The organism is Campylobacter sp. W0066.2, from assembly GCF_024723515.1.
In the GTDB taxonomy this organism is placed as follows: domain Bacteria; phylum Campylobacterota; class Campylobacteria; order Campylobacterales; family Campylobacteraceae; genus Campylobacter_D.
In genome coordinates this window covers 1-12,353 of sequence record NZ_JANQCV010000005.1, presented here as the reverse complement: position 1 = coordinate 12,353, position 12,353 = coordinate 1, and the positions used below count along the sequence as shown (strand labels likewise).

Below are 12,353 nucleotides of genomic sequence, written 5' to 3'. Positions count from 1 at the left end.
AATGATAGTTTGGAAAATAAATACTAAGAAAATTTGCAATGTTTGATTTTTTATATAATGATATAAGCTATATAGGGCTTTTTGTAGTATGTTTTCTCTCTAGCACACTTTTGCCTATGGCAAGTGAAGCTTTTGTACTTGCTTTTGTGAAATTAGATTTTAATGCTTATATGGTTTTATTTGTAGCAAGTTTGGGAAATACTTTGGGTAGTTTAAGTACTTATGCGTTAGCTTATTTTGGAGAGAGTCAAATTTTAGAAAAATATTTTAAAGACTCTTTGCGTAAATTAGAAAAAATCAATGCAAACTTTAAAAAATTTGGCTCTTTGTATGCTTTTTTTACTTTTTTACCCATAGTGGGAGATCTTTTTGCGCTAGGGCTTGGATTTGCCAAGTATTCTTTTTTAAAAGCAAGTATTTTTATAGCCTTGGGTAAATTAAGTCGTTATGCTTTTGTAATTTTCATAGCAAATTCCATTTAAAAGTCTTGATTTTAAAAGATTTAAAAGTCTAGCATTATCAATATCTTTTAAAACTTTTATAGTGTTTTTTAATTCATGATTTTTCATAGGCATTTTTGCATCTTTAAAACACCTTATCGTGCTTCCTCTAGCAAAAGCACTATCACAAATGACATTTACTAAATACTCATCAAAATTTGCTAAATTAGGATCAAGCATATAAGCAATAGTTAATGCATCGTGTATCCATGTGCCATTTGTACCTCTTGTTTTGCTTGCATAATCAATCCAAACTCTTAAAGTCTGTACTAAAAAATCACAAAGAGGATTTTGATTTTCTAAAGCATTTAAATCTTCATGTGTGAGCATAGTTTGCATTGTTGCATTATAAGGAATAAGTGTGATTTTAGCTCTTGAGTTTAAAACTATACTAGCAGCTTCAGGATCAAAACCAAAATTTGTATCTTTGATATGATAAGGCATATCAAAACTCCCACCCATGATAAAAATTTCTTTCACATTTTTATCAAAGTCTTTAAAAAGCTTCATAGCTATGGCTATATTTGTTAAAGGTCCTATAGCGCAAATTGAAATTTCACCTGGGTTTTGCATAATAAGCTCACCCATTTTCATACAAGCATTTGGGCTTATGTTTTCTAAGATTTTTATAGGTTTTATATGATCCCAAAGATGAGTAAGCTTAAACTCTTCTACGCTTTTATCTAGTCTTTGTCTCCAAAAATGACTATCTTCACATAAAGCTTCATGAGCACCTAGATACAAAGGTATGTCTAGATTAAGCTTATTTAATAAATCTTTAGCAACGCTATAAGCGGTTAAAGCTTGTACATTACCACTTAAAGTGCTAATCATTTCAAGTTTGATTTCTTTGGAGGCTAAAATAAGCTCAAGGGCTAAACCATCATCGGTATTAGTCCCTACTATGCCATTGCCTATATCAGTATCTAAAATAAGGCGTATCATATCGCATCTTCTATTAAATTTAAATCCCTGCCTCTAGTTTCTGGTGCAAAGAAAGTTGTGATAAAACCAATTCCTGCAGTGATAACAAAATACAAGGCTATTGGCCACCAAGCACCATAATAAACAAGCAAAGCTGAAGCTATCATAGGAGCAGTTCCCCCTGAAAGTATAGCGATTTTTTGCTCCAAAAAGCTCCACACCCCACGCAGCTTGCACGCCAAAAATTCCTAAAGATGCCAAAGACATACCTACGATGATAGTTAAAATCACGATAATTTCATTTTTACTATCAAGCAACATAAAAGCAGGGAAAGCATAAAGCATTAAAAGTAAGCAAAAGGTTCTATAAGTAATGCGTCTTCCAAATTTATCACTTAAATATCCTGCTAAAGGTATAACTAAAAATCCCACCAAAGAAGCGATAACAACAGCAGTTGTGGCTACTGATTTATCAAGAAGTAAAATTTTAGTTACATAGTCTACTATAAAGCCTTGTGCAAGATAAGATGGTCCATTTTCTCCTATCCTTATACCCACCATAGTCCAAAATGCGCGACTTTTTTGCCAAAAAGTTCTTTCATCTTTTTTCATATGCACTTCATTTTCATGACGAATTTTTAGCATTAATTCTTTTTGTTTTTCAAAAACAGGAGTTTCTTTTACATTTAAACGCATATAAACAGCAAAAAGTGCTATGAAGATACTTCCTATAAAAGGAATTCTCCATCCCCATTCTTTAAAACTAGCATCATCCATGCTTGTAACTAAAAGCCACACAAAAGCTGCAAGTAAGGTTCCACTATTTGATCCAAGAGCGATGATAGAAGAGATTAAGCCTCTATGCTTACTAGGAGCGTATTCTCCAAGCATGACGGTTCCACCTGAAAGCTCAGCGCCTGCGCCAAAGCCTTGTATAAAACGCAAAATAACCAAACATATAGGAGCCCAAATTCCAATTACTGCATAACTTGGTATAAAACCAATTAAAGTAGTTGAAATACCCATTAATGCAATGGTGCTCATCAATACATTTTTTCTTCCGTATTTATCTCCTAAATATCCAAAAAATAAAGCTCCAATAGGTCTAGCAATAAAACCTATACCATAAGTAACAAAACTAAGCAATAATGCTATAACAGGAGTTTGCTCAGGAAAGAAAACTTCTGAAAAAACAGTAGCTGCAGCTAAGCCATAAAGTGCAAAATCTGCATATTCCATAGCAGTTCCTAGCCAACACGAAAACACAGCCTTTTTAAAGGCCTTTTTTCCTTGTGGAGTTTGAAAATTTTCATCCGCGATTGATTTTGTTTGCAAGATTAAACCTTTATTTGAAATTTCAAAAATGCTTAAAATGGAAATTTAATACTTTTTACCGACTTTTAAATAATTTTGGGCGATAATTATTATTATTTTTTAATATAGGAAACAAATGAAAACTTTAACGATAATTGATACTTTTGGCTTTTTCTTTAGACTTTTTTATGCTTTAAAGGGTTTGAAAAATTCAAAAGGTGAGCCTAGTAATATGATAAGCGGTTTTGCTAATTTTATTTATAGTTTGAAAAATGAACATCCTAGCGATATGATTATTTTTGCTCTTGATAGTAAAGGAAAAACTTTTAGAAGTGAAATTGATCCAAATTATAAAATCAACCGCACTCCACCTCCACCTGATTTATTAGCTCAAATTCCAATTTGCATTCAAATGATAGAAAAAATGGGTTTTTCAAGTTTTTCTTGCGAAGGATATGAGGCTGATGATATCATCGCATCTTTGGTTAAAGAGTGTGAAAATAAGGATATTTTTATAAGAATTATTACTCAAGATAAAGATTTGTATCAACTTATAAAAGATGATAAAGTTAGTATTTATAGTCCTATTTCAAAAAATGATTATAATGAAGCAGGGTGTTTGGAAAAATATGGGGTAAAACCTAGCCAGATAAGAGATTTTTTAGCTCTATGTGGAGATAGCTCAGATAATATCCCAGGGGTAAAAGGAATTGGTGCTAAGGGTGCTAAAAATTTACTTGATGAGTTTGAAAGTATTGAAGGAATTTATGAAAACTTAACACTAGTGCGTAATGAAAGAAGTCGTAATTTGTTGCTTGAGGGTAAAGAAAATGCCTTTTTGAGTAAAAAACTTGCTTCTTTGTATGAGGATTTAGATGTAAAAGATATGCTTTTAAATTGTGAGTATCCAAAAGATGAGCCTTTGCTTAAGATTATGGATATTTTAGAGCAGTATGAATTAAATGCTTTGTTAAAAAAACTACGCACTAATCCTACTAATAAAGATAAAAATTTAGGATTTAATGCAAGATTAATCTTAGATGAGAAAGAATTATTTGAAATTTTAGAAAAAATTGATAATCAAAGCATTGTTGCTTTTGACACTGAAACTACGGGCTTAGATACTAAAGAAGCAAAGATAGTAGGGTTTAGTTTTTGTTTTCATGAAAGTGAAGCCTTTTATGTACCACTTGCGCATGATTATTTAGGTGTTTGTAAGCAAATTTCTATGCAAGTGGCTAAAAGGGGTATAGAAAAAATCTATCAAAGCATGGTTATAGGTCATAATCTTAAATATGATTTTGAGATTATAAAAAATAATTTTAATTTACTTCCTCCAAAAAATTATGCTGATACTATGATACTTGCATGGCTTAAAGAGCCAAGTTTACGTGTAAATATGGATGATTTAGCAAAAAGATTATTTGATTATGAGACTTTGCATTTTGAAGACTTGGTAAAAAAAGGAGAAAGTTTTGCGGGAGTGGATGTAGAAAAAGCTTGTAAATATGCAGCTGAAGATGCTTATATTACTTTAAGATTTTATTTGTATTTTTTAAAAAATTTAGAAAAGCCTTTATTTGAGCTTGCACAAAAAAGTGAGTTTGAATTTATCAAAGTGCTTATTATGATGGAAAATAATGGCATTAAGCTTGATACTCAAAAGCTTGAAAGCTTAATGCAAAGTTTTAATCAAGATATCAAAATACTTAGCGAAAAAATATATGATTTAGCAGGTGAAAAATTTAATATTAACTCTCCTAAACAAGTAGGGGATATTTTATTTGAAAAACTAAAGCTACCAAGTGGTAAAAAAAGCAAAACAGGGTATTCTACTGATGAAAAAGTCTTAAATACTATTTTAGATGAACATTTGATTGTGAAAGAAATTTTAGCTTATAGGGAGCTTGCAAAATTAGTTTCTACTTATTGTGAACCTTTGTTGAAATTAGCTAAAAAAGATGAAAACTCAAGAATTTACTCAAGCTTTTTACAAACAGGAACAGCCACGGGACGCCTTTCATCAAAAGATCCAAATTTGCAAAATATCCCTGCACATGGCCAATATGCTAAAGATTATAAATCCTGCTTTGTCGCAAAAGAAGGATTTAGTTTTATCTCACTTGATTATTCGCAAATTGAGCTTAGAATGCTAGCGCATTTTAGTGAAGATGAGAAATTACTAGAAGCGTTTTCAAACGATGAGGATATTCATGCAAAAACTGCTATTATGATTTTTAATCGTAGTGATTATGAGACAAGAAGTATTGCTAAAAGTATAAATTTTGGTCTTATTTATGGTATGGGTTATAAGACTTTAAGTCAAAATTTAAAAATAGAAGCAAAATTAGCTAAAGAATATATTGAGAAATATTTTGAGAATTTTACTAGCATTAAAACCTATTTTGAAAAGGTAAAAAATGAAGCTAAGCAAAATGGTTTTATAAAGACTTTACTAGGTCGTAAGCGTTATTTTGACTTTGAAAATGCAAAGCCTATGCATGTGGCAATGTATGAAAGAGAGAGTATTAACTCTACACTTCAAGGCTCTGCTGCCGATATAATAAAACTTGCAATGATAGAAATTGCAAAAGATTTAGATGAAAATAAACGCTTGATTTTACAAATTCATGATGAGCTTATTTTTGAAGTAAAAGATGAACTTTGTGAGGAATTTGCAAAAAATGCTAGTGATATTATGGAAAATATTGTAAAATTAAAAGTTAAATTAAAAACTTCATCAAGTATTGCCAAAAATTGGGGCGCATTAAAATAAGGAGAATAACTAATGGATCTTTCAACCATACTTGGGATGGTATTAGCTGTTGTTAGTATTTCTGTAGGGGATATTTTAGAGGGTGGTAACCCTTTGCATGTTTTGCACTTAAGTTCATTTTTGATCGTGGTTCCAACTGCAGCATTTTGTGCAATGACAGCAACTCATAAAAAATTTGTTAAAGCAGCTTATAAAGAATTAAAACTTGCCTTTAAAGGTGCAGGGGTAAATTTAAGTCAGAGAATAGCTGAGCTTGTAGAATACTCTATCATAGCAAGAAGAGATGGACTTTTAGCTTTAGAATCAAAAACTAATGAAATTGATAATGAGTTTTTAAAAGAAACCATGATGATGATGGTTGATGGTAAGAGTGTAGAAGAGATTAAAGAGAGTATGGAAATCCAAATAGAAGAAATGGAAGAATATTACAAAGAAACGGCAGAATACTGGATACGTTTTGGTGAAACTTGTCCTACTATGGGGCTTGTTGGTGCGGTTATGGGGCTTATGCTTGCGTTACAACTTTTAGATGATCCTCAAGCTATGGCAGCAGGTATTGCAGGAGCATTTACCGCAACAGTAACTGGGATTTTTGGTGCTTATGCTTTATTTGGTCCTTGGGGTCATAAAATCAAAGCTAATGCTCATGAGCTCATTAAAGAAAGGATAGTGATTTCGCATGCTATAGTAAGTATTGCAGAGGGAGCTAATCCTAGGGATTTAGAGGCTAAATTGTTTAATTATCTTGGACAAGGCGAGCCTAGAATTTCTCAGTTTGATAAGTAAGAGTTAAAAAATGGGAAAAAAACATAAATGTCCAGAATGTCCAGCAGGTGAAAAATGGGCTGTGCCTTATGCAGACTTTTTAAGTTTGCTTTTGGCACTTTTTATTGCTCTTTGGGCGATTTCTGAAAGTAACCCCGCTAAAACTGAGGCTTTAAAAACTGAATTTGTTAAAATTTTTGAATTTACTGCTTCAAATCCTTTGGAAAAAGAAAGTAAAGTGCATAATAAATACAGTGCACCATCTAATGCAAATGTTGAAGAGCTTGAAAAGCTTAAAAAATTAAGTATCACTCAACAAGAAAATATAGAAAAATTAAAAGCAGCATTAGATCAAAGAGAAAATAATATCGTTTTAAATTTACCTGCAAGGGTTGAATTTGCTAGGGGTAGCACACAAATTGATTCAGCTGATGTACAAGATTTTCTAAAGCGTATTAGTGAAGTTTTAAAAAGAATGCCTGCGCAAGCTCAAATAGAACTTAGAGGCTATACTGACGCAAGCGATAAAGACCCTAAAAGAAATTTTGATTTAGCAAGTAAAAGAGCTCAAGTTGTGGCTGATTATTTGATTGCTAGAGGGATTAACCCAGCTCAGCTTATAGTGGTTAGTTTTGGTGAAAATTATCCTTTGAGCGCAAACAAAGAAGATGAGATAAACAATAGGGTTGAATTTTATATCCGTGTAGATTCTTCAGATAATCAAACTAGAAAGTCAGTATTGGATCAAATCGGAGCTTTTAATAACAAATAAGTAAAAAACTTATTTGTTATTTTCTCCACCAAAACGAAGTAGTGCTGAACCCCAAGTAAAGCCTCCGCCAAAAGCATCAAGCAATATTAGTGAGCCTTGTTTCAAGCGACCTTGCTCGTAAGCATCATTCATTGCCATAGGAATTGAAGCAGCTGAGGTATTGCCATATTTTTGGACAGTAACTACACATTGTTCATCTTTGAAGTTTAATTTTTCTTGTACGGCCTTGATAATTCTTAAATTAGCTTGATGAGGTATAAAAAGATCAATTTCTTCGCTTTTTATATTATTTTTTGCAAGAATTTCAATAACATCATTACTTAGAGTATTCACTGCGATTTTAAATACCTCATTTCCTTTCATTTGCATGGAAAGTGGAGAGCAAATACTGCTTTTTTGAGCTCTTTGAGTCATTAATAAATCTCCAAATTCTCCATCACTTGCAGTATGAGTGTCTATAATAGGAAAATTATCATCTAATGACACAACTCCAGCCCCAGCTCCATCACCAAATAACACACAAATGCTTCTATCGGTATAATCCATAATAGAGCTAATTTTTTCAGCTCCTATGATTAATACATTTTTTTTAGTACCACTTTCAACCATAGATTTAGCAAGCTCTAAAAGATAAATAAATCCCGAGCATGCAGCAGAAATATCAAAAGCGGTGATATTTTTTAAGCCCAAATTATGAGCAATTTTGCATGCGGTTGATGGCATGGTAAAATAATCAGGACTTAAAGTAGCTACGATGATCGCATCTATATCTTGAGGATTTAAATTAGCTCTTTGTATAGCCTTAATAGCTGCTTTAGTACCAAGATTGCTTGTATTCTCATCATCACTTGCTATATGTCTTTGTTCTATACCGGTTCTTCTTAATATCCATTCATTGCTAGTTTGAACCATTTTTTCTAAGTCAAAATTACTTAGAGTTTTTGTAGGGATATAAGAAGCTATACTTTTTAAGGAAGCTTTAGTTGATTTCATAATTAGAAAGTTCTTTTTCTATGGTTTGATTTATATTTGATTGTGCGAAATTTAATGCTTGAAAAATAGCATTTTTTATAGCTTTTGGACCACTTTTACCATGACTTATAATGACGCATTCTTTTACGCCTAAAAGTGGGGCTCCACCATATTCTTCATAGTCAATATGAGTTTTTAATTCATTAAATGCTGGTTTTGCTAAAAGATAGCCAAGTTTTGCTAAAAAAGATTTTTGAATTTCTTGTTTTAGAAGCTTTGTAATAACACTCGCTACACCTTCGCCGGTTTTAAGTAAAATATTTCCATTAAATCCATCACATACTAATACATCTATAGTACCATTAAAGATATCTCTACCTTCGGCATTTCCAACAAAATTTGGAAGTTGCTTTAAGAGTTGATGAGTTTCTTTAGTAAGCTCATTTCCCTTACATTCTTCTTCACCATTTGATAGTAAAGCAACTCTAGGTTTGGTAATTTTTAAAATCTCTTTAGCATAGGCTTCGCCCATAATAGCAAATTGAAATAAATGCTCACTTTTACAATCAACATTTGCTCCAACATCTAGTACAAGTGTTCTTGAATGGATATTTGGCATTAAAGTAGCAATTGCAGGCCTAGCAATATTTGCTAATCTTCCAAGCCTTAATGTAGCTAAACTCATAGTAGCTCCACTATGCCCAGCAGAAACAACAGCTTTTGCTTTTTGATTTCTTACTAAATCAATGGCTTTGTAAATAGTACTATCTTTTCTTTTTAGTGCATCTGTGGAATTTTCATCCATAGCAAACACATCAAAAGCTTCTTCGTATTCTATGTATGAGTTTAATTCTTGAGGAATCAAGGTTTTTAGTTTTTGAGGATCCCCTACCAAGATAGCTTTAAATTCACGCTCTTTTAGAGCTTGAATCACACCTTCTATAATAGGTTTTTCCCCAAAATCACCACCCATTGCATCAATAGCAATGCTTGTCATCGTTATTAATATTCCTTAGTTACTGGATTTACACGGTGAGGCATTTTATAGCTACCATCTTTGTCTTTTATAGGCATAGGTAAGGTAACTTTATAATGAGTTCTGCGTTTTGCTGCACGAGTTTTACTCACTCTTCTCTTAGGTACTGCCATTTTTTACTCCTTTATTAATTTAAACATTTATTACAATAAAAATAATCACTTAAATAAGATTGTAACTCACTTGTGGCAAGTTCTATTAAATCTACATGAGAGTCAAAAAACTCCATAGTGTCACTTAAAGTGTTATTTTTATCTTTAAAAATTCCATCGCTTGCAAAAAGCTCTATATTTTGATCGATTTCAAGCTCCATTTCATCGCCACATCGATCACAGTTTCTATAAGTAAATCCTTTGAAATTAGCTTTTATTTTTGCTAATTTTGGATTAACTTTTGTAATAGTTCCTTCAAAAACTATATTATCAAGATCTAGCTTAAAAGGATAAGCTACAGAGCTAAGTTTTGCAAAGGCAATTTTCATTATAAAATTTCAGTTTTTGAAAAGAAAAATTCTATTTCAATTTTTGCATTTTCTAAGCTATCACTTCCATGAACCGCATTTGCGTCAATACTATCTGCAAAATCTGCTCTAATAGTACCAGGAGCTGCTTCTTTTGGATTTGTAGCACCCATTAATTCTCTGTTTTTTAACACTGCATTTTCGCCTTCTAAAACAGAAACCACAACCGGACCGCTGATCATAAATTCAACTAAATCTTTAAAAAAAGGTCTGTCTTTGTGTACAGCATAAAATTCTTGCGCTTCTTTTTCTGAAAGCTGTATTTTTTTTGTTGCTGCTATTCTTAGACCATTGTTTTCAAAGCGTGTTAAAATTTGACCAATAACACCTTTTTTTACTGCATCAGGTTTAATAATAGAAAGTGTTTTTTCCAAAATTGTCCCCTTAATTTAAATAAGTTTTATATTTATAAAAGAGCTAATTATACCAAAAAATGCTTTAAATTTATATAAAAGTTTAGAGTTATTGAAGGGTTTGTAAGTAACTTGAAATCAAGATACTTACATTAAATTTATTAAGCAAATACTGGAGTTGAACCGTCTCTTAAATCACTACCGATGTTATCACGACTTGGTTGACCACCCACTACATCACTCCATACAATACAGCCATCAGTTGGGCAAGCACTTGCACAGGCTGGTTGATCATTGTGTCCTACACACTCAACACATTTATCTGCATAAACATAATATCTGTCTTCGCCCTCAGGATTATTTGCATCATCTACGATCGCACTTACTGGGCATTCATCTATACAAGAACCACATGCTATACAAATATCAGTAATTTTAACTGCCATTTTTTACTCCTTAATATTAATGTTGAATGCAAGATTATCAAAATTGTGTTAATTTTATTCTTAAAATCTATTAATTTTGATAATAAAATTAAATTATGGATAATTTTACACAATTAATAAATTTTTAAATTTACAAATGATATTATTTTGTTACAAATAAAATTTATTAATTAGGAGATAAAAAATGATAGTTACTAAAAAAGCTATTGATTTTACAGCACCAGCTGTATTAGGAAATAACCAAATAGTTGAAGATTTTAATCTTTATAAAAATATAGGACCAAAAGGCGCGGTAGTATTTTTCTATCCAAAAGACTTTACTTTTGTTTGCCCATCTGAAATCATTGCTTTTGATAAAAGATATCAAGATTTTAAAGATAGAGGTATTGAAGTAATCGGCGTATCTTGCGATAATGAATTTTCTCACTTTGCATGGAAAAATATGCCAGTAAATCAAGGTGGTATAGGACAAGTTAAATTTCCTTTAGTAGCTGATTTAACTAAACAAATTGCTAGAAATTTTGATGTTTTATTTGAAGAGGCGGTTGCTTTAAGAGGTTCTTTCTTGCTTGATGCTGATGGAACAATTCGTCATGCAGTGATCAATGACTTGCCACTTGGAAGAAACATTGATGAGATGATTAGAATGGTTGATACTATGCTATTTACTAATGAATATGGTGAAGTTTGCCCAGCTGGTTGGAATAAGGGTGATGAAGGCATGAAAGCTGACCCTAAAGGTGTTGCTGATTATCTAAGCAAAAACGAAAGTAAACTATAATTTTATAGCAGTGAAGTCTTACTTCACTGCTATTTTTCTAAAAAACTTCTATATTTATCACTTTATTTTACATTTTTAAAAAATATTTTGTTTTTTATGAATTTTTAAAATTATTATTATAATTTTTTAATAGAATTACTAATATAATGATAATAAAATTCAAGGAAAATAAATGCTTTTTAAAAATAGTTTTATTAGTGTAAAAAATAAACTTTCTTATACTACAGGGATTATAGTTGCTTTAGCTTTGTTTATAGTAACGGCAATGGCTTTTTATGCAAGTAGAGAAAATCTTATTATAAATAGTAAAAATGCAAATAAAGATTATTTATTAGTAACTACTGCTCAAGTGGAAACTTATATTGAAAGTTATGTTGAAATTCTATTATCTATAAAAAAATATATAGATTCATTACCAAAATACCAGACAGAAAATTTTGATAAATTAGGGGAATATTTTGCTAAGGATTTGAAAGTATTTAAAGATGGTTCAAATACTTTAGCAGTATATCTTGGTTTTCCTGATGGAACTATGCTTGTTAGTGATGCAGAATCAGATAAAAAAGGAATACCTTTTAGAAAAAGAGGTGGTGGTATAAGTTATTATGATGATCCTCAATATAATGCGACTACGCGAGATTGGTACAAGGGAGCATTAAAAAATAAAGGTGTTTTTGTAAGTGATGTGTACGAAGATTCAGTAACAAAATTCCCTAGTTTTACTTATTCTGTACCTATTGAAAAAAATGGAAAACTTATAGCTGTTTTGGGTGTTGATTTACTTTTAACATCTCTACAAAAAACATTTGAAAAATTACCAGGAAGTGTATTTGTTTTTGACAATACTAGTTCAATACCTTTTGCATCTAACGATAAGTCTTTAATATTAAAATCATACCCAAACATCGATGAGATTAAAAATCACCATAAAATAGTAGGTGATTATAAGACTTTTGAATATACTGGGATAAATAATGGAGAAAAAAGATTTGGAGTTTGTGCAAATATTAATAATTCAAATACTCATGTTAACTATGTAGCGTGTGCAATTCAAAAACAAGATGATTTAGATAAATTAGTTATTGAAGATGTGTTTGATCAAATTATAACATCTATTGTGATTTTAATTTTATCATGTTTTATTGTTTATTTTATTTCATCAAGATTGTTATCGCCTTTACAAGCTATACAAAG

General features: G+C 31.2%; 13 protein-coding genes and 1 pseudogene. 6 read left to right on the top strand and 8 right to left on the bottom strand.

The window, feature by feature from the left end; translation table 11 throughout:
- The first annotated feature begins 38 nt into the window (after positions 1-38).
- Positions 39-482, top strand: coding sequence for a YqaA family protein (locus CAMP18498_RS02915; RefSeq protein ID WP_263666629.1), 444 nt, complete (start codon positions 39-41; stop codon positions 480-482).
- Here CAMP18498_RS02915 and CAMP18498_RS02910 read toward each other — a convergent pair.
- A complete protein-coding gene (locus CAMP18498_RS02910) occupies positions 438-1,442 on the bottom strand; it encodes a nucleoside hydrolase (RefSeq protein ID WP_337197562.1) in 1,005 nt (334 codons plus the stop codon). The two genes, CAMP18498_RS02915 and CAMP18498_RS02910, sit on opposite strands and share 45 nt — an antisense overlap.
- Positions 1,442-2,762: pseudogene (locus CAMP18498_RS02905) on the bottom strand (MFS transporter). Before CAMP18498_RS02905 ends, CAMP18498_RS02910 begins: the two are co-directional and overlap by 1 nt.
- A gap of 112 nt (positions 2,763-2,874) precedes the next feature.
- On the opposite strand from CAMP18498_RS02905, the gene polA reads away from it, so the two are divergent.
- From polA to motB, 3 genes are read left to right on the top strand one after another with little or no spacing between them, the layout of a single operon-like run.
- The gene (polA, locus tag CAMP18498_RS02900; protein ID WP_337197398.1) at positions 2,875-5,514 is read left to right on the top strand and encodes a DNA polymerase I; all 2,640 of its coding nucleotides are present in this window, start codon (positions 2,875-2,877) and stop codon (positions 5,512-5,514) included.
- 12 nt (positions 5,515-5,526) lie between these two features.
- A complete protein-coding gene (gene motA, locus CAMP18498_RS02895; RefSeq protein ID WP_039619177.1) occupies positions 5,527-6,300 on the top strand; it encodes a flagellar motor stator protein MotA in 774 nt (257 codons plus the stop codon).
- Positions 6,301-6,310: 10 nt separating this feature from the next.
- Complete coding sequence (gene motB / locus CAMP18498_RS02890) at positions 6,311-7,051, top strand: flagellar motor protein MotB (RefSeq protein WP_337197395.1); 741 nt, start codon at positions 6,311-6,313, stop codon at positions 7,049-7,051.
- A gap of 9 nt (positions 7,052-7,060) precedes the next feature.
- On the opposite strand, the gene CAMP18498_RS02885 is transcribed toward motB, so the two are convergent.
- The 6 genes from CAMP18498_RS02885 to CAMP18498_RS02860 form a co-directional block, all read right to left on the bottom strand.
- Complete coding sequence (locus tag CAMP18498_RS02885) at positions 7,061-8,044, bottom strand: beta-ketoacyl-ACP synthase III (RefSeq protein WP_337197393.1); 984 nt, start codon at positions 8,042-8,044, stop codon at positions 7,061-7,063.
- Complete coding sequence (gene plsX / locus CAMP18498_RS02880) at positions 8,031-9,020, bottom strand: phosphate acyltransferase PlsX (RefSeq protein ID WP_337197392.1); 990 nt, start codon at positions 9,018-9,020, stop codon at positions 8,031-8,033. The genes CAMP18498_RS02885 and plsX overlap by 14 nt, the downstream gene beginning before the upstream one ends.
- 5 nt (positions 9,021-9,025) lie before the next feature.
- Complete coding sequence (rpmF, locus tag CAMP18498_RS02875; RefSeq protein WP_012662034.1) at positions 9,026-9,172, bottom strand: 50S ribosomal protein L32; 147 nt, start codon at positions 9,170-9,172, stop codon at positions 9,026-9,028.
- A gap of 14 nt (positions 9,173-9,186) precedes the next feature.
- A complete protein-coding gene (locus CAMP18498_RS02870) occupies positions 9,187-9,540 on the bottom strand; it encodes a hypothetical protein (protein WP_337197390.1) in 354 nt (117 codons plus the stop codon).
- The gene (ndk, locus tag CAMP18498_RS02865; protein ID WP_173786824.1) at positions 9,540-9,953 is read right to left on the bottom strand and encodes a nucleoside-diphosphate kinase; all 414 of its coding nucleotides are present in this window, start codon (positions 9,951-9,953) and stop codon (positions 9,540-9,542) included. The genes CAMP18498_RS02870 and ndk overlap by 1 nt, the downstream gene beginning before the upstream one ends.
- Before the next feature lie 140 nt (positions 9,954-10,093).
- Entirely contained in the window at positions 10,094-10,378 is a 285-nt protein-coding gene (locus tag CAMP18498_RS02860) for a DUF362 domain-containing protein (RefSeq protein WP_173786825.1), read from the bottom strand.
- Between the two features lie 184 nt (positions 10,379-10,562).
- Between CAMP18498_RS02860 and CAMP18498_RS02855 the strand changes: the two genes are divergently transcribed.
- Together CAMP18498_RS02855 and CAMP18498_RS02850 are read left to right on the top strand one after the other, a co-directional pair.
- Positions 10,563-11,159, top strand: coding sequence for a peroxiredoxin (locus tag CAMP18498_RS02855; RefSeq protein WP_337197387.1), 597 nt, complete (start codon positions 10,563-10,565; stop codon positions 11,157-11,159).
- 172 nt (positions 11,160-11,331) lie between these two features.
- Positions 11,332-12,353, top strand: a 1,022-nt coding sequence (locus CAMP18498_RS02850; protein WP_337197385.1) for a cache domain-containing protein, incomplete at its 3' end; no start/stop codon positions are given.

Coding starts and splice junctions, on each gene's coding strand:
- motA (WP_039619177.1), top strand. CDS start 5,527: ATGGATCTTTCAACCATACTTGGGATGGTATTAGCTGTTGTTAGTATT.
- plsX (WP_337197392.1), bottom strand. CDS start 9,020: ATGACAAGCATTGCTATTGATGCAATGGGTGGTGATTTTGGGGAAAAA.
- polA (WP_337197398.1), top strand. CDS start 2,875: ATGAAAACTTTAACGATAATTGATACTTTTGGCTTTTTCTTTAGACTT.
- CAMP18498_RS02855 (WP_337197387.1), top strand. CDS start 10,563: ATGATAGTTACTAAAAAAGCTATTGATTTTACAGCACCAGCTGTATTA.
- CAMP18498_RS02870 (WP_337197390.1), bottom strand. CDS start 9,540: ATGAAAATTGCCTTTGCAAAACTTAGCTCTGTAGCTTATCCTTTTAAG.
- motB (WP_337197395.1), top strand. CDS start 6,311: ATGGGAAAAAAACATAAATGTCCAGAATGTCCAGCAGGTGAAAAATGG.
- CAMP18498_RS02885 (WP_337197393.1), bottom strand. CDS start 8,044: ATGAAATCAACTAAAGCTTCCTTAAAAAGTATAGCTTCTTATATCCCT.
- CAMP18498_RS02915 (WP_263666629.1), top strand. CDS start 39: ATGTTTGATTTTTTATATAATGATATAAGCTATATAGGGCTTTTTGTA.
- CAMP18498_RS02860 (WP_173786825.1), bottom strand. CDS start 10,378: ATGGCAGTTAAAATTACTGATATTTGTATAGCATGTGGTTCTTGTATA.
- rpmF (WP_012662034.1), bottom strand. CDS start 9,172: ATGGCAGTACCTAAGAGAAGAGTGAGTAAAACTCGTGCAGCAAAACGC.